We start from the raw sequence: 23713 nt of genomic DNA, 5'->3' as shown, positions 1-23713 counted from the left end.
CTATTATTATCAGCACCATTATCTAGAGCCTGCTCATCTCAAAGATGAGGTTTAATAAAAACCCACTCTAGACGACCTATAAGTAAAATATAGGGACAGCAATTACTAAAAATTATTACTCAGAAGGAATAGAATATGCGCCGCGTTGTTATCACTGGAGCAGGGATAGTCTCTTGTATCGGACATGATTTGGCCACTGTCGCTACTGCACTCAAACAAGGACAGTCAGGTATTACCTTTAACGAGTCTTATGCTGAGCATGACTTTAAATCTCAGGTCAGCGGTAGTATTGATCAGTCGACGCTAGATACCAGTGGCATCGACCGTAAACTAAAACGTTTTTTTAGTGACGCCAGCCTTTATGCTTATGTCAGTGCGTTGAGCGCTATCGAGCATGCAGGCTTGTCACTTGAGACCATCAATAGCAACCCGCGAGTTGGGGTGGTGGCAAGCTCGGGCGGCGCATCGACAGAGAACATCGTCAGTGCCATCGATGCGATGCGCGCCAAAGGTCTGCGCGGCGTCGGCGCGATGGCAGTCCCAAAAACTATGGGCAGCTCGGTATCGGCCGCACTGGCCACAGGTCTCAAAATCCAAGGGGTGTCTTATTCTCTTAGCTCAGCTTGTGCCACCTCGACACATTGTATCGGTCATGCCGCCGAGCTGATTCAACTTGGCAAGGCCGATGTGGTACTCGCTGGTGGTAGTGAGGCTGAGCACTGGACCCAGTCTTGTATGTTTGATGCCATGGGCGCGGTCAGTACTCAATATAATGACACACCAACCCTTGCCTCTAGAGCTTATGACAAAGACCGTGACGGTTTTGTCATCGCGGCAGGCGGCGCGATGGTGGTGGTCGAAAGCCTCGAACATGCAAAGGCACGCGGCGCCAATATCTTAGCAGAAATCGTCGGCTATGGTGCCAGCTCTGATGGCGCTGAGATGGTCGCCCCTAGCGGCGAAGGTGCAGTGCGCTGTATGCAACAAGCCTTAGCAGACGCAGGGCTAGAGAGGGTCGACTATATCAATACCCACGGCACCAGTACGCCACTGGGCGATATTACCGAGCTCAAAGCCATCGCGCAGGTGTTTGATGGTGATATCAGCAAAGTACCTGCGATCAGCTCTACCAAGTCGATGACTGGTCATAGTCTCGGCGCTGTCGGCGCGCAAGAGCTGATTTATTGCCTGCTTATGCTACAAGAAGGCTTTATCGCCCCTAGCATTAATGTCAAAGAACTAGACCCTGCTGCTAAAGGCTTTGATATCGTCACTGACAAGCGTGACGCATCACTTGAAACCATCATGAGCAATAGCTTTGGCTTTGGCGGTACCAATGCCACACTAATCATCAAAAAGTTTGACGCCTAAATAATGTCTGTAAACACTCATTCTACCAATCACGTAACTCCTACCCCATCGCCAGCTACTCACCCTAGCTGGCGTTTTGGTGCGCTGGGTGCAGCTGAGCTGTTGCCAAAACTGCAGCGCCACTTACTCAAGCAAGACGCTCAGGCCAACTGGCAACTGGTTTGGCTAAACAATGCTGGACGGTCAGTGATTGGCTTGCTACCCAAAATGGCTTGGTCTGTCTATGTGACCACGCCTGGGCCCAGACAGCCTGCCGCTTATACCGTCGTTGGCCGCCACCGTGACGACAAGCACGCGGCCACTTATCGCACCATGAGCTATGAAGCTTGGCAAGAAGTGCTCATTGCCTATGGTCAAACCCATCAGACCGAGACAAATAGCCAAGCAGATCCTAGCGATCCACCGCACTATCACCACGGGCTGATAGGGTTTATCGGCTATGACATCGCGTCTCACGAGCTGAGCCCAGCGGACGCTATCGAGCTGGCGGCGCAGCCCTGTGCGGTATTGGGGCATTACGACATATATCTGACGCCCTGCGATAGCGGTCATGGCTGGGCACTGCGTACTATAGGGCAACATACAGTAGCAGCTGAGGCAGACCCAGCGCTTGACTCGCTGATATCCTGCCTAGACTCACTAGAACAACAGCTATCTAAAGCAACTACTAGCATTGCAAAAACGCCTGCACCATTATACCTACAGCCGCGCTGGCACCAACATGACTATCAAGCCGCTTTTGATAAAACCCAATACTACCTAGAGCAAGGCGACTGCTATCAGATCAACCTGACCCAAGAATGGACAGGACAGCTGACGAGCGAGAGTACATCCACTCAGGCCACAAGTCTGATCGATTATTTGCCAGCGCTCCATCAAAACACCCAAGCGCCCTTTGCCGGGTACTTACAAACCCAGCCGCTTGATGACGATAGGTTTGATACTAGCGACAATAGCCGTGATGCTCGTGGCTCTCATCGCGTTAACGCTCAATTTGAGCTATTAAGCTGCTCGCCTGAGCTGTTTTTTACCTTTACCAAAGAACCTAATAGCGGCAAACATCATATCATCACCAAACCCATCAAAGGCACCATGCCGCGCAGTACCAATCCCACACAAGATAATGCCTATAAGCAGCAGCTGATCGATAGTGAAAAGGATCGCGCCGAAAACGTCATGATCGTCGACTTATTGCGTAACGACTTGGGTAAGTATGCCAAAATCGGTAGCGTCAAAGTACCCAAGCTGTTTGCTATCGAGAGCTTTAGTAATGTCCATCATATGGTCAGCACCATTCGCGCCGAGCTAAAAGACGACGCCCATCCGCTTACAGTGTTGTTTGGCAGCTTGCCAGCAGGCTCTATCACTGGCACGCCCAAAAAACGCGCTGTCGAAATCATCTCTGAGTTGGAACAAGCACCGCGCGGCGCATACTGCGGTACCATGGGCTATATGAATTTTGATGGAAGTGGACAGTGGAATGTACTGATACGCACGCTACAAGCACGCCATGCGCCACAGCAAAACACGCTTGTCAATTTATGGGCGGGCGGCGGTATCACGGTGGCCTCTGACTGCGCTGCTGAATATCAAGAGTGTCTAGATAAAGTGGGCAATCTATTGGACGTGCTGGCGCAAAAACCCTGACATAAAAAAGCCTGCACAGTATGATACTGACAGGCGTTGCGTTATGATACTGATAGGATAGGGATTAGCGCTACCTACTCAGCAGCGCTATCTATCGTGTTGCTATCTGCATGCAATACCGTCAGCGCCGCTATCAATCTTTGGTGCTGCTCGGCGGTACCGACCGTGATACGCATATACTCACTGATACGCGGCTTGTCAAAGTGACGCACGATGATGCCTTGCTCACGTAGAGCAGCGGCGACTTCGCTGGCATTACCCTCTTTAGGACGCGCAAACACAAAGTTGGTATGCGAAGGCAGCACTTGATAGCCCAATGACTGTAGGCTCGCTGTCAACGACTCACGCAAATCGATCACTTGCTGACGCGTTTGCTCAAAATACTCTACATCTAACACACTCGCCGTCGCCCCAGCTTGTGCCAACTTATCGAGCGGATAGCTGTTAAAGCTGTTTTTCATGCGTGTTAAGGCTTCGATTAATGAGGCATTACCAAAAGCCATCCCAACGCGCAAACCTGCCAGTGAGCGCGATTTGGAAAACGTTTGGGTGACCAAAATATTATCGCACTCGTTGATAAGACTCACAGCTGAAACCTCAGTCTCCAAGCTGCCCTCTTCTACTTGCGCAAAGTCGATATATGCCTCATCAATCACAATCACCGAGTTTGAGTGCTCACTTGCCAGCTTACGAATATCCGCAAGCGATAACAGCAGTCCTGTCGGCGCATTAGGGTTGGCGATAATGATGCCACTACAAGGCTGACGATAAGCATCCGGATCGATACTAAAGTCGTCTTCTAGCGCAATTTGCACCAGCTCTATACCAAAAGTATGGGCATACACAGGATAAAAACTATAGCCAATGTCAGGCGAGAGCACAGGGCGCTCTTTTAAGAAAAAACTGGCAAATACCAGCGCCAGCACTTCATCTGAACCATTGCCGACAAACACTTGATTAATATCAAGGTCATACAGCTGAGCCAAAGCGGCGCGCAGCTCATCAGACTCAGGTGCTGGATATAAGCGCAAATCATCCGCTTGCTGCGCTAAGACCTGAGCGATGGCCTCACCAACTTTAGGTGAGGGTGGAAACGGGTTTTCGTTGGTGTTTAATTTACATAAATTGTCGTGTTGCGGCTGCTCACCTGGTACATAAGGTGACAAGTTACGTGCTTTGGATGACCAAAGTCTGGTATCTATCTTTAACTCATTCATAAGTTATCCTACTATTAGCCACAAAGACTATCAAAGTTTACAGACTTAATATTTAAAAAACTAACGCTTGCTCGTTGGCGTAAAAGCATACGCCACTCATTGACACGCCGATTATTGATAACGATAACGGGCTGAGCGCGCGTGGGCCTCTAAGTCCTCACGCTGCGCTAAAATATCTGCCGTTTCGGCCAATGGCTTACTGCCCGCTGCGCTACAATAGATGATAGAGGATTTTTTTTGAAAATCATAAACACCAAGCGGTGAAGAAAAACGCGCCGTCCCCGATGTCGGCAATACATGGTTGGGGCCTGCACAGTAATCACCGATGGCTTCAGGGGTATGACGTCCCATAAAAATCGCCCCAGCATGACGAATATCAGCGAGTAAGGCATCAGGCTCATCGACCGACAACTCTAAATGCTCAGGCGCCACGCGGTTGATCACTGCCATGCCCTCCGCACGGTCTTTGACCAAAATCAGCGCGCCGCGGTTTTGTAATGAGTCGCGCGCGATATCCGCTTTTGGTAGCTCGCTTAAGGCTTTTTCGATTTCAGCTGCCACCGCGTCGAGCTGCTCGCGACTGGTCGTCACAAAGATGGCTTGGGCGATACGGTCGTGCTCTGCTTGTGACAACAAATCCATCGCCAACCAGTCTGCGCGATCTTGCGCCTGCCCTTCTGCGTACACCAGCACCTCAGAGGGGCCAGCAATCATATCGATGCCCACTTGACCAAATACCGCACGCTTGGCCGCAGCGACGTATTTATTACCAGGGCCGGTGATTTTGTCCACGGCTGGTATCGTCTCGGTACCATATGCCAACGCAGCAACCGCTTGGGCGCCGCCGATGGTAAAGACTCGGTCTACTTGTGCCAAGTGCGCCGCGGCCAACACCAGTGGATTGAGCACTCCATTAGGCGCTGGCACCACCATGATAACATCACTCACGCCAGCGACTTTGGCTGGGATGGCATTCATCAGAACCGATGAGGGATACGAGGCCAGACCGCCTGGCACATAGATTCCGACGCGATCTAGCGGGGTGATTTTTTGCCCTAAGCGGTTGCCCAGCGCATCTTCATACTGCCAGCTGTCTTGGACTTGGCGCTCATGGAAGCTCTGTATGCGCGCAGCAGCCGTGCTTAGAGCGGTTTTTACCGTGTCGTCTAATTGCTCAAAGGCCTCTTCAAGTGCGTCCTTAGATAGCTCTAACTCTTGCATGGTAGTCGCTGGATGCTGGTCAAACTGCTGAGTCAGTGCCAGTACCACGCTATCACCCTGATGACGCACTTGCGCGATGATATCATCAACGGTCGTTAACAAATCGGCGTCATTGACCGTCTCAAAAGCAAGCAGCTTGGTCAACTGGCTATCGAAATCGGCATCTTGGGTACTTAACTGGCGCATGAGCTAATCCTATATCTGAGCATGTATACTACTGAACATTAACGAGTAAAAACAAGCGAGTCTGATACTGTGATACGTATCTGTGGCTAGGGTCTGGTTTAGATTATACTGGGCTTTTATGTTTTGACAAACCCATACAACAAAACCAGTTTAGCACGCTATGCCTATCATAGAGCGCCAAACTGGTTTAAAAATTTGCATCACTGTACTTAATATTACCAATGAAGCACATTGTCTTTGCAAGTATGGATAAATGACACACTAAGGCATCAAACACTGAGCTGTTAAGCACTCGCAATGCTGTCTTTAAAGCTGTCCAAAATTGGCTCAAGCAAGGCGAACTTACGCTTGTAACTGACTTGATTGACAATGAGGCGCGACGATACATCGCAGATATGGTCACGGGCTTCAAGGCCATTGGCACGCAGGGTGTTCCCTGTATCGACCACATCGACGATGAGGTCTCCGAGTCCGACCAGCGGTGCCAGCTCCATCGAGCCGTAGAGTTTAATCACATCGACCTGCTGGCCTTGGCTGGCAAAATACGCCCGAGCCACATTGACGTACTTGGTGGCGATGCGCAGACGACGATTGGGCAATGGCGCGTCTTTTACGCCTGCGGTCATCAATTTGCACTGGGCAATCTGCAAATCCAGCAGCTCATACACATGGTTGGCACCGTGCTCAAGCAATACATCTTTACCCGCCACACCAAAATCCGCAGCGCCATGCTCGACGTAGGTCGGCACATCACTGGCACGCAAGATTAAGACGCGTACATTGGGGTTTGAGGTTGGAAAAATAAGCTTACGCGAGGCTTCAGGGTCTTCTAACAACTCAACGCCCGCTGCGCGCAGCAAAGGCATGGTTTCTTCCAAAATACGGCCTTTAGATAAGGCCAGTGTTAAGCCTGAAAATTCCTCATTGACTTGGTTTAATAAACCATCATTTGATTGGCGGGTGCTTGCTTCGGTCATAATGACATCGTGTCCATGTACAGTTGGCATCCCCGATAGCGGGGCGTGAGTTTATCAGTGCTAAACGATGGGGGTAAACCTTCATGCACTAGCCTCTAAAGGACATGGCGCATAAGGGTTGACTGAGTCGTTCAGTGTCTGACTGACTTAAGGCATGGTTTTATGTAATTGCTGACAAAAACCAGTAAAAAACTGCCGCTTAGTCGTTGCTATTGTTGCTATTGATACGTTCGATATTGACGCCGAGCGCACGCAGTTTGCTTTCTACATTTTCATAGCCGCGATCGATATGATAAATACGGTCGATCAAGCTCTCACCTTCGGCGGTCGCCGCGGCCATCACCAATGACATCGATGCGCGTAAATCGGTCGCCATCACAGGCGCGGCGGTAAAGTTTTCAACGCCCTTAACTAAGGCGGCATGGCCATCCACCTGAATGGATGCGCCCAAACGATTGAGCTCTGGCACGTGCATATAGCGGTTTTCAAAGATATTTTCGATAAAGGTACTGGTGCCATCGGCCAGACAGCTAATCGCCATGAGCTGCGCCTGCATATCTGTTGGAAAGCCAGGATGCGGCTGAGTGCGGATATTGACAGGTCTTGGTCGACCCGTCATTTGCGCGCGCACCCAGTCATCACCTGTGGTAATCACTGCGCCCATATCTTCAAATTTCTCTAACACAGGGGTCAATAACAGCGCAGAGGTGTTTTTGGCCAATACATCACCACGAGTCATCAGCGCGCCTGCCAGATACGAGCCTGTCTCGATACGATCCGCCACTACTGAATACTCACAACCATGCAGACGCTCAACGCCTTCGATGGTCATGGTTGAGGTACCGATGCCGCTTATCTTGGCACCCATCGCGACCAGCATGTTGGCCAAATCCACCACTTCTGGCTCCAGCGCGCAGTTGCCAAGCACTGTGGTACCTTTAGCAAGGGCGGCCGCCATGATGACGTTTTCAGTGCCGCCGACCGTGATCATGTCAAACGAAAAGTTACAGCCGATTAGTTTGCCGCCTTTTGGCGCTTGCGCTTTGACATAGCCGTTTTCGACGCTGATAGTAGCGCCCATGGCCTCAAAGGCTTTGAGGTGCTGATCGACAGGACGCGAGCCGATCGCGCAGCCACCTGGCAATGAGACTTCTGCTTCGCCAAAACGTGCCAGCAACGGCCCCAATACCAAAATCGATGCGCGCATGGTCTTGACCAGATTATAGGGCGCATAAAAATTATCGATGGTTTTGGTATCACACGTGACCGTATCGCCTTGTTTTTGAATATTGATGCCCATGCCACCGATCAATGCAATCAGGGTACGCACATCTTGTAGCGATGGCACATTATGCAATGTCGTTGGGGTCTCAGCCAATATCATGGCCGCAAGTAACGGCAGCGCGGCATTTTTGGCGCCTGAAATCGTAACTTCCCCTGCAATACGACTACTACCCGTGATTAAAAATTGATCCATAAAAGTGGCAACCTAGCGATGAGTATAAAAAATGAATATAAAAAACAAAAACCAAACCACCAAAACCTGCGATTTAGACAATAAATGAAGCCATAGGCTTGAGGCGTCTAATTAACAGGCTTAAGCATAACGTCTCGTCATAAAGAGTGACGTTTAGCCTTTTGATTGAGCGTCCCACTCAGCGGGCGTCAATGCTTGAATATTGAGCGCATGAATATCTCCGCTGGCGATCTTGTCATTGACCAGCGCATATACCGCTTGCTGACGCTGAACGCTGCGTTTGCCTTCAAAGCTGGCATCGACCACGCGCACATCAAACTTGTTGCCTTGATTGGCCGCTTGAATAAAAGCGTCTGGGAAATGAGTCTGTAAAAATGCAATCAAGTCGTCAGCGTTCATGCTCATAAATCTCTCTGCCTTAAATATAAAATAGGGTATGAATATAAAGTGAAGACATTATAACAAGAGTTTGGCTATCTTACAGTATTGTCTTGCTTTACCGTGTTTTATGACGCAGTAGCGACCAGTCAGTCATGCCTACAATGCATCTCACCCTTTATCGTTATTTGAGGACATCATCTAGGTAGCTAAGCACCTGCGCGCGCACATCATTGACCCAGCGTAGCGGCGGTGCCATCGCCCCAATACTGGTCGCATGGCTGGCACTTGCTATTTCACCGTTTTTGACAGAGACGCCAGCGGCTTTTAGTGCGTGCGTCATTTTGATGGTATTGCTGTCGTGGACGATGTCGTCTTTTTCGGCCGTCAATAATAAATAAGGCGGCTGCTTTCCTTTGATATGACGATCGGGCATCACCTCATCTGGCGTAGCAGTGGCAGCAAAGGCCGATGCGCTATCAAACTTACGAAAGTCATAACTGTATGGGCCCGCGATTCCGACGACTGCCCCTACATCGCTTGGCTTGATATGATAAGGTGCCAAAAAATCCTCGTTGACGACCGCTGCCACGGCGTTGAACGCTCCAGCAGAGTGCCCAATTACCGCCACACGAGCAGGATCGGCATGCAAGCTGGCCGCATTGTTTAGGCTCCAAGCGATCGCCTGTGCGGTGTCTTTGACATAAGCGGGATAAACATGCTCAGGCGCCTTACGATAATTGATCACCGCTGTGACATAGCCTGCCTGAGCCAAACTCTGGCCGACAAAGGCGTATTGCTCTTTACTCCCACTCTCCCATGATCCGCCATGGACAAACACCACCATCGGATAACGATCACTGATTGCGCTTTGTGCCGTCATGGCACGGGCCAACGGCTTGGGATAATAAATATCTAAATCCTGTAAGGGCTGATCGCCGTACAAGATGTCTTTGCTGACCCCAACACCGCCGCCTGAGGTAATCCCATTGACGAGAGTCAAAGGTGATAACGCCTGCGCGCTTTGGCTTGCCAGCACCGCGCCGCCAATTGCCAACAGCGCCGCGCCCGTCACTTTTAGCACCTTCTTACTTGCTGCTTGAGTGTCAGCGCTTTTTGCATTTGTCTTGCGACGGTGCTGGTGCTTGTGACCATCATCATAGTCATGATGCCGCTTGCGTGCTTTAAGATCCTTCATCGCCAGTGTCCTTTATTCATTTATCACCAATCATTTATCGCTAACCACGTATAGTGAGTTCAGTATAAAAACGATACAGTGGGACTGGGGTAAATTTTACGCAGCCTCTGTCGGCGCAGGCACAGCACGCAAGGAAAATTTATACCAGTTCCACGTTGACATATAATGTATCTGTTTTATTGAGAATCGACTATATCATCAGTCACTTACTGCGGATTATTTATAGCCATTCATTTACAGAGTGATCAGTTTACTGGCTGCCAAAAGTTTTCTCGTGCTTTTCCTGTTACTCGTGTTTAGGCTTCTTGTCATCAGCGGCGGCTATATCAGCGCCAAATACAATCGAGACACTGGCTCACGATAAAATAAGGTATTATTGATTTTGATAAATATCGACACTCTCACTAGCAGAAGCCTCACTAGCAGAGGAATCAATAGGCGCACCCGCCTCGGTCACCACTATAGGCGTAGTGGAGCGGGCATGGCTGGGCGCGACTGCACTGCTCGGCTCATCAGCAACGCGCGCGGCAGCCGAGCGCTGCACAACTGGCGCTAACGCCGGATTGGCCAGATTGTCCTCATACATAATATCGTCTTCACCAATCTTTACCCCTCTATCGTCGACAACGGTCGTCAATAGCACAAGCTCGGTCACTCCTACGGTGTTGTTGGCGATATCGATTAAGTGGCTTTGCTGCGTCGGTGTCACACGCCCCATGACATAGACCACGCCGTTGTTGCTCACCACCTTGATTTGAGAGGCTTTGACGCCGTTACTTGTCGCGACTTTGGCCAGCATTTTTGAGGTGATATAACCATCATGGACAGTCGAGCTATAGCCCTTTGAGGCACTGACGGTCAGCTCATTATAGACACGGCGCACATCTGGCATGGAGCTGACGACGTTTTCTATCTCCGTCTTGATCGCAGCACTTGGCACCTCACCGCTCAGCAGTACTTCACTATTAAAGCTATCGATACTCATGCGGCTGGTCTGCTGCAAGTCTTCTTTTAGGCCATAAACATTGATTTTGGCAGTGTGTTCGATGCTACGATCCAGCAGGCGCTGCGGAATGGTACGCTCAGTCATGGGCACACCATACGTCCCTTGTGTACTGTTGGTCAGATAATTGGTGGTACAACCCGTACTAATGACGCTTGCCAGCAGCACAGCACCTATCGTCATGCGGTATGATGAGCCAAAAATAGCAGTGCGCAAGTGCATCCGTGTCATGATTTACCTCTTAGAGCCTGATGAAATAAGTAAAATATTGGCGATGATTAATACGCAAGACATGCCATCGCTTTTTTATTGAGCTACTTTACTCAATTTTTTAGGTGAACGCTTAGGCTTTTGGTAACGATAACTCAACCGACAAACACCTTAGCATCGCTCGCTCACGCTCAGGCTCATTAATATAATAAGAATCAACACCAAGCGTGCCTTATCAAGTATTACCACGCATTTGCCATAAACGCGCCTATCAGCCACTGCGGCGACTCAGCCGTGCGGGCTTCTGCGGGTTTGTGCTTGCCAGCAGTATCATAAGCAATGACATCAAACCGGCAATCAAAATCTCTATACTCAGGATGCTGCTGCAAAAAATAGCGCGCCGCCTTGATAAGTTTGTTTTGCTTGGATTTGGTGACGCTCAGCAGCGCATCGCCAAACCCTGATTGTCGCCGTTGACGCACTTCGACAAATACTAGGGTCGACCATGCCGCGCCCGTCTCTAGCATGACCAAGTCAAGCTCGCCGATTTTGGGCTGTTGCCAGTTTTGTGCAATCAGCGTCAAGCCTTGCGCCTGCAAAAACGCACAAGCGCGCTGCTCAAACAAGCTGCCTTGACGCTGCTTGGGCGAGCTAAGGCGTAAGGGTTTGTGATGAGTCATAAGAGCAAGATACCTGCTGAACATTTCAGAATTATCATAGCACAACATGATAAACTAACCACTTTTGCGCTTTGTCTATATATTTGGTCTGTCACCATGGCCTGCAGTCATGGTTCTGTTACGGTCTTTATCTCGATGTTGTGCTAAAGACCACACATCAAACGCCAAGATAGAGCATGGCGCTATATTGTATGCCCGACTTTTATAACAGAGGTTTTCATGTCCATCCCTACCGCGATGCCAGCTTGTTTATATATCGTTGCCACGCCAATTGGTAATCTGAGCGACATGACGCCGTATGCCATCGATGTCTTAAAACAAGTGGCCATCATTGCCTGTGAAGACACCCGCACCTCCGGCAAACTGCTATCGCACTTTGGTATCCATACCAAAGACAACAGTAGCGAGGCTGACGCGCCCAAAACGCATAATAAGCTGTGGGCCTATCATGAGCACAACAGCGCCATCCAAACGCCAAAGATTATCGAGATGATCCAGCAAGGTCATTCCGTCGCTTTGATCAGTGATGCTGGCACGCCACTGGTCAGTGACCCAGGCTATCAGTTGGTACAAGCGGCGCATGCCGCTGGCGTGAGAGTATCACCTGTGGTGGGTGCATCGGCTGCCATTGGTGCGCTATCGGTCGCAGGGCTGCCATCAGATCGCTTCAGCTTTATTGGGTTTTTGCCTGCCAAAACTCACGGTCGCCAAAAACAACTGACCGCCTTAACGACACGCACCGAAACCTTGATATTTTATGAAGCGCCGCACCGCATTCTAGCAAGCTTAGCGGACATGGCGGCGATATTTGGCGCTGATCGTGAAGTGACGTTTTGCCGTGAGCTGACCAAAACCTTTGAGACCGTGTACAAAAGCACGCTTGGCAACTTAATTGAGTTTGTCAAAGCCGATGACAATCAGCAGCGCGGCGAAATCGTCTTGGTAGTCGCAGGTGCCAATACCGCACAAGACGCCGACGACATCAGTGCGCACGATGCGTTACTACAACGCCTACTGGAGGATTTGTCGGTCAAAAAAGCCGCCGCCTTGGCCGCTGATATCACTGGCGTGAAGAAGAACGCGCTCTATCAGCGCCTGCTTGAACTACAAGCAAAATAGCTTGTGGTTATAAAAAATACTATGCCAACAAATTAATCATTGAGTGAGGAGAGAGCAAATGTACGATGTAATGGCAATAGGCAACGCCTTGGTGGACCACGAATACCTACTGTCCGACGCTGCCCTAGAAGAGACGGATCTGACCAAAGGCAATATGACACTGGCGGCTATCGAAGAGCAACAGCAGCTACTGGCGTATTTTAAACTGGCAGAAATCGCACCCTCAAAACAAGCTGGTGGCGGCTCAGCGGCCAATACCATGTACACCTTTGCCAGCCTCGGTGGCAAGCCGTTTTATGCTTGCCGCGTCGGTGATGATGCTCAAGGTGAGTTTTATCTAAAAGACTTGCACACTGCAGGCGTCGCTACTTCAAAAAAATCCGTACATACAGGCGGCGTCACAGGCTCTTGTGTGGTGGCGGTGACCGAAGATGGCGAGCGTACCATGCAAACTTATCTTGGAACCTCAAGCGACATCACAGCAGAAAACGTCGATTTTGACGCGCTGACGCAAGCCGACTGGCTGTATCTAGAAGGCTATCTGGCGATGACTGAGAGCATCCAACCTGCGATGACCAAGCTGCGCCAGCAAGCAGGTATTCATAACGCCAAAATCGCGGTGAGCTTCGCTGACCCTGCGGTGGTGAAGTTTGCCAAAGACGGCCTACTCAATATGCTCGGCAATAAAGTGGCAGTGATATTCTGTAATAGCGAAGAGGCCAAGCTATTTACTGACAAAAAACAAATCAAAGCCGCCGCCCGCGCGCTCCTTGAGCATTGCCAGACCGCAGTCGTCACCGATGGCGCGAATGGCGCAATCATCGCCCACAAGTCAGACGACCACTCAGAGCTGAAGATTTATGAAGTCGCCACGCCAGCGGTGGCCAATGTCATCGACACCAATGGCGCAGGTGATAACTACGCGGGCGCTTTTTTATATGCGCTATCGCAGCACTATAGCCTGCCTGAGTGTGGTCGTCTGGCAAGCGCTGTCGCTGCCCAAGTTATTCAGCAATTTGGCCCGCGCCTTGCCTCCCAAGACTATAAAGAGATTGCGCAGCGCGTATTATCCGCTTAATAAGCATGTAGTCTAAGCGATATTTCTTGCCAAATAAAAGCCCATATCTTATCGATATGGGCTTTTTTGTGAAGTATAAGAAAAGTATAACTAGTGTACGGACATGGCTAGTATGACGATATTAAGCCGCAGCCAATGCTTGTGCCAGATCGGCTTTGATGTCGTCGATATGCTCGATACCGATAGAGAGACGCACCATGTCAGCACTGACCCCAGCGTTGGCAAGCTCTTGCTCATTGAGCTGGCGATGGGTGGTGGTCGCTGGGTGACACGCCAACGATTTGGCATCACCGATATTGACCAAGCGCGTGATCATCTGCAGCGCATCGATAAAGCGGGCGCCAGCCTCCAGCCCGCCTTTTACCCCAAAGGTTAAAATAGCTGAAGGCGTGCCTTTCATGTATTTTTTGGCCAGCTCATGCTCAGGGTGGTCCGATAGACCTGCGTATTTAACCCAAGCGACTTTGTCATGGTCGCGCAGATACTCAGCGACGGCTTTGGCATTTTGTACATGGCGCTCCATACGTAGGCTGAGCGTCTCCATGCCTTGCAAAATACCAAAAGCATTTAACGGGCTGATTGCCGCTCCAGTATTGCGTAGCGGTGCCACACGGGCGCGGGCAATAAACGCCGCAGCGCCGACGTCTTTGACAAAATTGACACCGTGATAGCTCTCATCTGGGGTATTGAGCAGCGGGAAACGCTCAGGATAGTCGCCCCAAGGGAACGTACCACTATCGACAATCGCGCCGCCGATCGAGGTGCCTGTACCGCTCATGTACTTGGTCAATGAATGAATGACAATATCCGCGCCAAACTCAAACGGGCGGCAGAGCGCAGGCGTCGCCACCGTACTATCGATTACCACAGGCACGCCATACTCGTGAGCGATATCACTTAGCGCTTGGATATCTACGATATTGCCCAGCGGATTACCGATACTTTCAGCAAACACCATCTTGGTCTTATCATCGATAAGATCGCGAATCGCTTCTGGCTCTTTGTGGTCAAAAAAGCGTACTTCGATGCCTTGACGCGGTAGCGCATGAGCAAACAAATTATAAGTACCGCCATATAGCGTCGATACCGCAACGATATTATCACCCGCTTCACAAATCGTCTGAATGGCATACGTGATGGCCGCCATGCCTGACGCCACCGCCAGCGCCCCGATACCGCCTTCTAATGCAGCCACCCGCTCTTCTAGTACCGCATTGGTTGGGTTCATGATACGGGTATAGATATTGCCTGCGACCTTGAGATCAAACAAGTCAGCACCGTGCTGGGTATTGTCAAACGCGTATGAGCTGGTGTGATAAATGGGTACGGCGACCGCTTTGGTCGTTGGCTCAACTTGGTATCCGGCGTGGATGGCCAAGGTTTCAAGACGCGGTGTACTCTGGTTTTGCTGGTCTGGTTGTCCGTCACTCATACTGTGCTCCTGTTTAGGTATTTATGATTCAATAAGGATATCATGATAAAGAATGTCAAATCGTTATCTTTACGCCGCTGTCGCTAAACGCCATCTACAAAAACGATAGGCATAAAAAAAGCTGAGTTAATCATAACTCAACTTCTTTATGAAAAGAATAGCAAATCATTCATCTCTTAATGACAAAAATTCATAAGCGACCATACCATTTGATCTAAGTAGCTTCGTTTAAGTAGCGTTGTCTAAGCTGAATGGTCTGAGCGACTTTGCCGTACCGATTATTTATAATACGCATTTTCAGTACGGCTGTGGTCGGTGTCGTCAACCACTTGCGTCAGCTCAGGAATCTGCTGCTTAAGCTGGACTTCGACACCTTGGCGCAAGGTCATATCTACCGCTGAGCAGCCCTGACAGCCACCACCGAACTTTAGCACAGCTGTCAGACCAACGCCTTCTTCGTCGATCAGCTCTAGCAAGTCCACCATACCGCCGTGCGCGGCCAAGCCTGGGTTAATCTCTGATTGCAAGATATAGTTGATACGCTCTTCGACACTGGCGTCAGCACCGACCTTTGGTACTTTTGAGTTTGGCGCACGGAAGGTGAGCTGCCCACCAAAACGGTCTTTATTATAATCAATCACCGCATCTTCTAAGTACGGCACTGAAGCCGCCTCGATAAACGCCGAAAAATCGTCATACGTAAGCACCAAATCCGCGCTGTCTTCTTCGCCTGGCTGATTGTACGCCATGCAGCACTCGGCGCGCGGCGTACCTGGATGCTCAACAAAAATACGGACACCGATACCGTCGGTGTCTTGCTTGGCCAACAAGTCGGCCAAATAACCTTGCGCCGACTCTGTGATAGTGATGTTACTTTTTACGTCCGCTTGCTCAGTATCTAGCGCTGACTCATAGTCTGCTGACTGATCCAACTGATTAGCAGCTTGATTGTGCTCACTCATAATGTTTCCTATGTGTTATGACACAAACGCGATACCTGTCGTGGCTACTGTGTCGTGAATGTAGAGTGTGTAACGATATAAGGGGGTACCAACTGCACCGATTTATCATCTGATGGGCGTGTCTGTCACGGGTTGCTCACGCCTACCAAGGCTTTGTGGCATCTATACTCATTATTATAGCGTATTCAGGCGACAATTCCGACTGCCCCACTGTGAATTAACACCGCTTGCAGATAGCCTTGCCCTGTGTCTGATCGTTGATATGCTCTCCTTTATATAAAGACGACTCTCATATTTATCAAGCAGCACCTCCGTGGTTGTTTCTCAACGCTTGACGTTTTAACCTCTGAAGCTCTAATTCCTGAAATTCCTGATGCCTTAATTCCTAGCGCCTTATTTCTGATACCTTTATTATTTATCGCTCAATCTGCTTCATTCATATACTCATTTGGCTAGGTTGGTCGCAAAGCGGCCATCACAGACTCATCAATTATGGTATAACTAAGCGGCAGCTATAGGGATATTGTGATAAAAACTGAGGGTAAAAGAGCGCTTTATGATGACACGGACGCGGCATCTAGTGACGACCAAGGACGGCGAGAAAATAGCCGTTTGGCGGGTAGCAAACAGTATCAAACAACACGCAGACGCAACGGCTGGCGCACCTTGCGCCCCTGACACAAGCGTCAAGGCACAAAATATATTTTTGACCCATGGCACCTTTTCAGACAAACAAACCTGTCTAAAAATCGCCGAGCATCTGGCCGGTCTAGGCCATCAGTGCTACATCATGGAGTGGCGCGGCCATGGCGACAGCCCAGCGCCTAAAGAAGCGTTTGATTTTGAGACCGTCGCAACCTATGATTATGAGGCGACTTTTCGCTACTTTTTTGATGAATTACAACTCAATAATCTGCACTGCGTCACCCATAGCGGCGGCGGCGTGGGCCTAACGATGTTTTTGATTCAATATCCAAATTATATCGATAAAATCAACAGCGCCACTATGTTTGCCTGTCAAGCATTTGGGGCGGCCGCCAGCCCTATCAGCTACGCCAAAATACTTGCCGCTAAGCTTTTGACAAAAGCGGTCGGTTATATCCCTGCCAAAAAGCTCAAACTGGGGCCGATCAACGAAAGCTATCACACCATGAACCAGTGGTTTGATTGGAACTTACAACAAAACTTTAATAGCAGCCGCAAACAGACTGCCGACAATACCCATTTTGATTATCGACAGCACATGCCGATGGTTACGATACCTATCTATGCCATCAGTGCCAAAGGCGATAATTTCATCTCCCCAACTGCTGACTGTCGGCGGTTTTTTGATGCCTTTAACCACGCTACTAATAACAGCCCTTCTTCTGCCCCTACTCCTACTAATAATAACGCTACCAATGTCTTTCGAGAGTATGCGCGCAGCCGTGGTGATTTGGACGATTATACCCATAGCCGCATTATGATTAGCCGTCATGCGGCAACAGAGATTTGGCCAACGGTCGCCGCTTGGATCGAACAGCACGCCAGATGACTTGATCTTTATGCCGCCAGATGATCACCATCGTAAAGGCGTTAGCGCCTGCTCGCTCCTTTTTTGGTAAACCAGCAAACCCATAATCAGCAAACCCATACACGGTATAAAACATCTTTGCACTTGTCAGTGGCGCTGCTGCTGTGTCAGTATTGGCAGCATGGTTTTTAGCCTTTATTTTTATTAACGACATATCAATGGCAGGACAGTGGCACATATGGGTGATTCAGTAGAGCAGCAAACAGATAAGCGCAGACACTATCGTTATCTGGTCTTTATCGGACGTTTTCAGCCTTTTCATCGAGGGCATAAAGCAGTCGTCGACGAGGCGCTACAGCGCGCTGATGAAGTGATTATGCTGATTGGCTCAGCCAACCTACCACGCAGCCTACGCAATCCTTTTAGCGTCGCTGAGCGTGCCGCGATGATTAAGGGCGCGTACTCATCTGCTGATGCCGCGCGCATCCACTGCGTGGGGTTAGATGATGCACTATATAATGACACGCGCTGGCTCCAATACGTACAAGCCGGTGTCAAATCTGTCACCGGTGATTTGCAAAGTGATATCGGCCTGATAGGACACTCAAAAGACAGCTCGTCGTATTATCTATCATTGTTTCCCAACTGGGATTCTGTCTCTGTTCCCAATTATCACAACCTATCAGCCACGCCTATCCGCGACAGCTATCTGATGGGGGCGACGCCAACACCTGAGCGTACGCCTGAGTCCACCCGTCACGTGCTCGATGATTTCAAAAAAACCGAAGACTATCAACAGCTGCACGAAGAAGCCGATTTTATCGATAAATATAAAAGACAATGGCAGGCTGCGCCCTATCCGCCCACCTTTATGACTGCTGATGCGCTGATTGTACAATCAGGCCATATCTTATTGGTAGAGCGCCGCAGCATGCCAGGACGTGGGCTTTGGGCGTTGCCTGGTGGGTTTGTGAACCCAAAAGAGACCTTGTTTGATGCCTGTATCCGTGAGCTGCGCGAGGAGACACGCCTCAAAGTCCCTGAGCCAGTATTACGCGGCTCTTGTCATAGTCAGCATACCTTTGACGATCCGTACCGCTCCGCGCGCGGTCGTACGATTACCCAAGCGTTTTATTTTCAGCTAAAAAACGACCCAAAAGGCTTGCCCAAAGTCAAAGGCGGCGACGATGCGGCCAAGGCTTTTTGGCTACCGCTGGCTGAGCTGGACGCCACCATGATGTTTGAAGACCACTATGCGATCATTACCAAAATGGTAGGGCTATAATTGGCAATCAGCGCACTGAGTTTTTATGATTATTGCGTTAAAAACAGGATAAGTAACGTTTTTATGCCGGCACCGATAGACGGTAACGGCTCACCGCCGCAGCTGTCATATGACAAGGCAGCCGCAGCATCTCAACGCAGAGGAGTTCTGTGATGTACACTGGCAATCTGAGTAACTTAATCTTAAATAGCGACAGCTACAAGACCTCACATTGGGTGCAATACCCAAGCGGTAGTGAGTATCTGTCAAGCTACATTGAGGCGCGTAAAGGCGACTACGACGTGGTGTTTTTTGGTCTGCAAGCTTTTATCAAAGAGTACCTCAGCACCCCTATCACCCATCAAGATATCGATGAAGCCGAAATGGTCATTCAAGCGCATGGCTTGACGTTTAACCGTGCAGGCTGGGAGCGTTTGGTCGATAAACACGGTGGCTACCTGCCACTACGTATCGAGGCCGTCCCTGAAGGCAGCGTCGTCCCTGTCTCAAACGTCGTCTGCCAAGTCATCAATACCGATCCTGAGTTTTACTGGCTACCAAGCTATATCGAGACCGCACTGCTACGTGCTATTTGGTACCCCTCCACCGTCGCTAGCGTCTCGCATTACTGTAAAGGCATCATTCGTCAGGCCCTAGAAAAGTCTGCCGACAATAGCGACTCGCTTACGTTTCGGCTGCATGATTTTGGCGCGCGCGGTGCCTCTAGCCAAGAATCAGTCGCTTTAGGCAGTTTGGCGCATTTAGTAAACTTTGCAGGGACCGACTCGATGACGGCGCTGGTCGCCGCCAGCCGTTGGTATCGGATGGATAAAGACATGTCAGCGTTTTCGATTCCGGCCGCCGAGCACAGTACCATGACCGCTTGGGGCCGCGACGGCGAGACAGCTGCCTTTGCCAATATGCTTACGCAGTTTGGCGGCGCGGGCAAAAGTGTCTCTGTGGTCTCTGACAGCTATGATTTATGGAACGCCATAGATAATATCTGGGGCGGCCGCCTCAAAGACGAGGTCAAAAACATGGGCGGCACGCTGGTCATCAGACCAGACAGCGGCGAGCCTGCCAAAGTGGTACGCGAAGCTTTAGAGCGCTTGGCTGTGAAGTTTGGCACCACCATCAATAGTAAAGGCTATAAGGTATTGCCAGATTATGTGCGTATCATTCAAGGTGATGGCATCAGCCCAAACACTTTAGGCAGCATCATCGATGTGGTGCTAAAGGCTGGGTTTAGCGCGGATAACATCACCTTTGGGATGGGCGGCGGATTATTGCAGCAAGTCAACCGCGACACCATGAGCTGGGCGATGAAAGCCAGCGCCATTTGTATCGATGGCGTTTGGAAGGATATCTATAAGGATCCTGTGACCAGCCGCTCAAAACGCTCAAAAAAAGGCCGCTTGGCGTTGATCGATCAGACCCATGGCCAACCAAAAACCATCAAACTAGACGACTTATCGACTGCTAACAACCTACTACGGGATGTGTATGTCGACGGTAAGCTGTTGATCGACGACAGCCTGACCACCATTCGGGAGCGTGCAGGATGGTAGCTTCTCTAAATTTATCCAAAAAAGATATGCTGCTTGCGCCAATTTATCTGTATCAAGGTATCAAGGTCAAACGAGATACGGTACGCCTCCCTGAGCCTACCGGTGAGAGATGCGGCCGGGTCACTCTAGTGTCAGCGACTAAGACGCCCGCCCAAGCATCGAAGCCTGGGCTACAGCTGATGATCGTCGGCGACTCCGCAGCAGCAGGGGTCGGGACGTTGACGCAGCAAGAGGCGCTGGCAGGCAAGCTGATCCCCATTTTGCAGCAGCAGCCAGTTATTCATAGCCAGTTTGCTGAGATTGTCTGGTCGTTGCAGGCGACGACGGGGCACACCAGCTTTGATATTTTGCGGCGATTGTATGTGCTGTCTGCGCCCAGCCAACCTGTTGATATCATGGTTTTGAGCGTCGGGGTCAATGACACCACAGCGAATGTCTCACCTGACCAGTGGCAACAGCAACTCGAGCAGATCATCGCCATTGCTCAGCGCAAGTTTGGCGCGCGCAAGATTGTCTTCTCAAGTCTACCGCCGATGGCGCAAATGCCAGCACTACCCGCGCCGCTCAACGCCTTTATCGGTACCAAAGCCATGGCGCTCGACAAGGTATTACAAAACGTGTGTCAGGCTCAGGACGGTGTACATTACATGGCCGCTGACTTTGCGATGATGGCCGAAATGCACAGCGGCAGCGGCCCCATTGATAGCGCAGCGATGTTTGCCAGTGATGGCTTTCATCCCAGCAGCTTAACTTATGGCTTGTGGGCGCAGCAGCTGGCAGCGCTAATCGCACAGCTCCTTGAGCGCTAACAGATGCTGGCTGATTTGACATAAAAAAACCGCTGAATGATCAGCGGTTTTTTTATACTGCGCCATATAACATGACGCGATAAGCGCATATTACTCAGCAGAGTCAGCCGCTTTTTTGCTACGGCCACCGAATGCACCAAAGCGTTTGTTAAAGCTAGCAACACGGCCTTCAGTAGAGGTTTTACGCTGCTCACCTGTATAGAATGGGTGCGATGCACTTGAGATATCAAGTGGGAAGTATGGGTATTCTTTACCTTCGTACTCACGAGTGGCTTTTGTGCTGACCGTTGAGCGAGTCAAGAAAAACACATCAGCGTTGGTGTCGTGAAACAAAACTTCTTGGTAGTTAGGATGGATATCTTTACGCATAATAATCTCTCTATGTCCGATGTATGTATCAGGCGGCTTGATGAGCAATCAAACACATGCTGGCATACGTAACTGAGGCACTAAGGACATGTCTAAGAGTGGCAACTGCATCACTGGCTTATTCCAGCACCCAACACCACGCCTCTGTTCACTTAGCCTTTCCCCAGCGGGAAAATCAAACCGCGATTTTAACGGTTTTTGGCATTTGATGCAAGAGCATGTCCCAACTTTGCGCGGCATCTTTTACCCATACTAGAGCCGTGCTGGCGCTTCTACGCCGCTCCCTGCTAAATTAAAAACCTATGCTCAGCCTTTTATATTCAATATATTACATAAAAGCCTTTCTCTTCTTGTTTACCCCTTGGTTTGTTGGTATATTCGTATATACGGATTTATAAATATAAAGACAAACCTCTGAAGGAGCAGAAGGATGGATACCGTACAGATAGATTTTCTTAATATCGATCAACAGTGGGACAAAAAGATAAAACACTGTCATTTTGATATATATCATTTATCGGGCTGGGTGGCGGCGTCGGCGATAGTCGATAAAGGTACGCCGATGGGACTGATGGCCACCTATAAAAACAAACAGCTTTTTTTGCCCATTATCATCCGTGAAATAGACTCGGCATACTGGGATGCAACCACCAGTTACGGCTATGGTGGCCCACTGATGGACAAGTCGCTTAGTGATACGGAGGCAGACTATATGCTGCAGGCAGTAAAAGAGCGGCTTTTTGCTAAAGGCTGCGTGTCGTTATTTATGCGCCTGCACCCTATTATCAATAAAGACTGGATACCGACGGTTGGTAAGGCTTTGACTCATGGCCTTACGCTGATGTCTGATCTGAGTCAGTCTGAGGCTGCACACTGGAGCGAGACGCAAAACCGTCATCGCCGAGGCATCAAAAAAGCCATCAAGCATAATGTCGTGACCAAAATTGAGCGGTTGACCAAAGCCAGTGCGCTGGTGTTTTCTACCATTTATAAAGAAACCATGGCGCATGTGCAGGCCGATCAATACTACTTTTTTGATGACGATTACTTTTTTAATCTGCTAGAAAACCTACAAGACCGGATACTACTCATCACCGCCTATCAAGACGATACGCCGATTGCATCGGCTATTTATACCCTCTGCCGAGAGTCTGGCATCATGCAGTTTCACCTCGGCGGCACGTGCGGTGCCTACTCTCATCTGCAGCCCTCCAAGCTAATTACCCATACCGCCCGCAGTTGGGGTAGAGAAAACAACTATCACATTCTCCACCTAGGCGGCGGTGTGGGCGGGGCGCTGGATTCTTTATACGAGTACAAAAAAGGCTTTAGCTCACAAGAGTTGCTGTTTAAGACCTATAGGCTCATCATCAACCCAGACAAGTATGCCAAGCTGGTGGCCGAGCGTAGGCTGACCCCAGACGAGTCACATTCAGACTTTTTCCCCTTATATAGAAAACCTACCACCACCGTGCCTGCGGCAAAAACCGCACCAGCTGAAGCGCTCGCAGATATATAGAGCGCCCTTCACATTCGTCTTTTATACGACCATCATCTTAACCACCATCCCTCTAACCGTCATAAGCCAATACGAAAAGCAGCCAAAACCATGGCTGTTCTTGACTAGGGCGTATCTTTATTTTAAAAATGTGGATAAAGATAAGACACATTGCTGTCAAATAAAAAAATGAATACCAGTAGCGCTATCTCTGGTTTAAGGTTTGTTGATTATATAGCGCAGGCTAAAAACACGGTGGCAGCTGTCACCCCTGATCGTTTTTAGCCAATGTTTATTCTAAGATTACCAGACTGCCTACCTTTTCATCGCTTGATACACAATATGGGTTGTCATGCTATCGGCGCTACTGACAAAACTCATGCATGTACTTACGTATTTGTCATCTTATGCTCGCCTCAACTTTCGTAAAATGCCCCCTATATTACAACAGCTTTATATAAATGATTAGCATTGAGTAGGGCGCGTCCTCAATTCAATCGATAGCCATCTAAATGGGCTAAAAATGGCTAAATCTG

20 protein-coding genes are annotated in these 23713 nt (G+C 49.7%); 9 read left to right on the top strand and 11 right to left on the bottom strand.

What is annotated here, in order from left to right; all coding sequences use genetic code 11:
• The first annotated feature begins 135 nt into the window (after positions 1-135).
• On the top strand, positions 136-1371 hold the full coding sequence (locus tag R0I52_RS08095; RefSeq protein ID WP_317053915.1) for a beta-ketoacyl synthase N-terminal-like domain-containing protein: 1236 nt from the start codon (positions 136-138) through the stop codon (positions 1369-1371).
• Between the two features lie 3 nt (positions 1372-1374).
• Positions 1375-3018 carry an anthranilate synthase component I family protein gene (locus R0I52_RS08090; RefSeq protein ID WP_317053914.1) on the top strand — a complete coding sequence of 548 codons (1644 nt, stop codon included), beginning with the start codon at positions 1375-1377 and terminating at the stop codon, positions 3016-3018.
• Positions 3019-3092: 74 nt separating this feature from the next.
• Here the strand turns inward: R0I52_RS08090 and hisC are convergent, their stop codons facing one another.
• The 8 genes from hisC to R0I52_RS08050 all read right to left on the bottom strand — a co-directional run bounded on the left by hisC (position 3093) and on the right by R0I52_RS08050 (position 11613).
• On the bottom strand, positions 3093-4235 hold the full coding sequence (gene hisC, locus R0I52_RS08085; RefSeq protein WP_317053913.1) for a histidinol-phosphate transaminase: 1143 nt from the start codon (positions 4233-4235) through the stop codon (positions 3093-3095).
• Between the two features lie 111 nt (positions 4236-4346).
• A complete protein-coding gene (gene hisD, locus R0I52_RS08080; RefSeq protein WP_317053912.1) occupies positions 4347-5642 on the bottom strand; it encodes a histidinol dehydrogenase in 1296 nt (431 codons plus the stop codon).
• A 284-nt stretch (positions 5643-5926) separates the two neighbouring features.
• Positions 5927-6619, bottom strand: coding sequence for an ATP phosphoribosyltransferase (hisG, locus tag R0I52_RS08075; protein ID WP_075102594.1), 693 nt, complete (start codon positions 6617-6619; stop codon positions 5927-5929).
• A gap of 199 nt (positions 6620-6818) precedes the next feature.
• Positions 6819-8096, bottom strand: a complete 1278-nt coding sequence (murA, locus tag R0I52_RS08070) for a UDP-N-acetylglucosamine 1-carboxyvinyltransferase (RefSeq protein WP_317053911.1) — start codon at positions 8094-8096, stop codon at positions 6819-6821.
• Positions 8097-8249: 153 nt separating this feature from the next.
• On the bottom strand, positions 8250-8501 hold the full coding sequence (locus R0I52_RS08065) for a BolA family protein (protein WP_100749029.1): 252 nt from the start codon (positions 8499-8501) through the stop codon (positions 8250-8252).
• Positions 8502-8658: 157 nt separating this feature from the next.
• The gene (locus R0I52_RS08060; protein WP_317053910.1) at positions 8659-9672 is read right to left on the bottom strand and encodes an alpha/beta hydrolase; all 1014 of its coding nucleotides are present in this window, start codon (positions 9670-9672) and stop codon (positions 8659-8661) included.
• A gap of 373 nt (positions 9673-10045) precedes the next feature.
• The gene (locus R0I52_RS08055) at positions 10046-10906 is read right to left on the bottom strand and encodes a BON domain-containing protein (RefSeq protein ID WP_317053909.1); all 861 of its coding nucleotides are present in this window, start codon (positions 10904-10906) and stop codon (positions 10046-10048) included.
• Between the two features lie 221 nt (positions 10907-11127).
• Positions 11128-11613 carry a YraN family protein gene (locus tag R0I52_RS08050; RefSeq protein ID WP_317053908.1) on the bottom strand — a complete coding sequence of 162 codons (486 nt, stop codon included), beginning with the start codon at positions 11611-11613 and terminating at the stop codon, positions 11128-11130.
• Positions 11614-11784: 171 nt separating this feature from the next.
• Between R0I52_RS08050 and rsmI the strand changes: the two genes are divergently transcribed.
• Together rsmI and R0I52_RS08040 are read left to right on the top strand one after the other, a co-directional pair.
• Positions 11785-12684: a 16S rRNA (cytidine(1402)-2'-O)-methyltransferase gene (gene rsmI / locus R0I52_RS08045; RefSeq protein WP_317053907.1), complete on the top strand. Its 900-nt coding sequence runs from the start codon at positions 11785-11787 to the stop codon at positions 12682-12684.
• 58 nt (positions 12685-12742) lie between these two features.
• Positions 12743-13762 carry an adenosine kinase gene (locus tag R0I52_RS08040; protein ID WP_317053906.1) on the top strand — a complete coding sequence of 340 codons (1020 nt, stop codon included), beginning with the start codon at positions 12743-12745 and terminating at the stop codon, positions 13760-13762.
• Between the two features lie 121 nt (positions 13763-13883).
• Here R0I52_RS08040 and R0I52_RS08035 read toward each other — a convergent pair whose 3' ends face one another.
• Positions 13884-15194, bottom strand: coding sequence for an O-acetylhomoserine aminocarboxypropyltransferase/cysteine synthase family protein (locus tag R0I52_RS08035; RefSeq protein ID WP_317053905.1), 1311 nt, complete (start codon positions 15192-15194; stop codon positions 13884-13886).
• Positions 15195-15472: 278 nt separating this feature from the next.
• Positions 15473-16156, bottom strand: a complete 684-nt coding sequence (nfuA, locus tag R0I52_RS08030; protein ID WP_317053904.1) for a Fe-S biogenesis protein NfuA — start codon at positions 16154-16156, stop codon at positions 15473-15475.
• 556 nt (positions 16157-16712) lie between these two features.
• On the opposite strand from nfuA, the gene R0I52_RS08025 reads away from it, so the two are divergent.
• The 4 genes from R0I52_RS08025 to R0I52_RS08010 all read left to right on the top strand — a co-directional run bounded on the left by R0I52_RS08025 (position 16713) and on the right by R0I52_RS08010 (position 21310).
• Positions 16713-17690 carry an alpha/beta fold hydrolase gene (locus tag R0I52_RS08025; protein ID WP_317053903.1) on the top strand — a complete coding sequence of 326 codons (978 nt, stop codon included), beginning with the start codon at positions 16713-16715 and terminating at the stop codon, positions 17688-17690.
• Between the two features lie 217 nt (positions 17691-17907).
• The gene (locus R0I52_RS08020; RefSeq protein ID WP_075102547.1) at positions 17908-18954 is read left to right on the top strand and encodes a bifunctional nicotinamide-nucleotide adenylyltransferase/Nudix hydroxylase; all 1047 of its coding nucleotides are present in this window, start codon (positions 17908-17910) and stop codon (positions 18952-18954) included.
• A gap of 152 nt (positions 18955-19106) precedes the next feature.
• The gene (locus R0I52_RS08015) at positions 19107-20501 is read left to right on the top strand and encodes a nicotinate phosphoribosyltransferase (protein WP_317053902.1); all 1395 of its coding nucleotides are present in this window, start codon (positions 19107-19109) and stop codon (positions 20499-20501) included.
• Complete coding sequence (locus R0I52_RS08010; RefSeq protein WP_317053901.1) at positions 20495-21310, top strand: SGNH/GDSL hydrolase family protein; 816 nt, start codon at positions 20495-20497, stop codon at positions 21308-21310. The genes R0I52_RS08015 and R0I52_RS08010 overlap by 7 nt, the downstream gene beginning before the upstream one ends.
• A 90-nt stretch (positions 21311-21400) precedes the next feature.
• Here the strand turns inward: R0I52_RS08010 and R0I52_RS08005 are convergent, their stop codons facing one another.
• Positions 21401-21679 (bottom strand): type B 50S ribosomal protein L31, encoded by a 279-nt coding sequence (locus R0I52_RS08005; protein ID WP_075102544.1) that lies wholly within the window; start codon positions 21677-21679, stop codon positions 21401-21403.
• A gap of 430 nt (positions 21680-22109) precedes the next feature.
• Here R0I52_RS08005 and R0I52_RS08000 point away from each other — a divergent pair, with 430 nt between their 5' ends.
• On the top strand, positions 22110-23198 hold the full coding sequence (locus R0I52_RS08000) for a GNAT family N-acetyltransferase (protein WP_317053900.1): 1089 nt from the start codon (positions 22110-22112) through the stop codon (positions 23196-23198).
• The last annotated feature ends 515 nt before the right edge of the window (positions 23199-23713 follow it).

This window comes from Psychrobacter sp. CAM01, assembly GCF_032842965.1.
GTDB classification, from domain to species: Bacteria; Pseudomonadota; Gammaproteobacteria; order Pseudomonadales; family Moraxellaceae; genus Psychrobacter; species Psychrobacter celer.
Note: the sequence above shows the minus strand (reverse complement) of the source record. Positions and strands in the feature narration are given on the sequence as shown.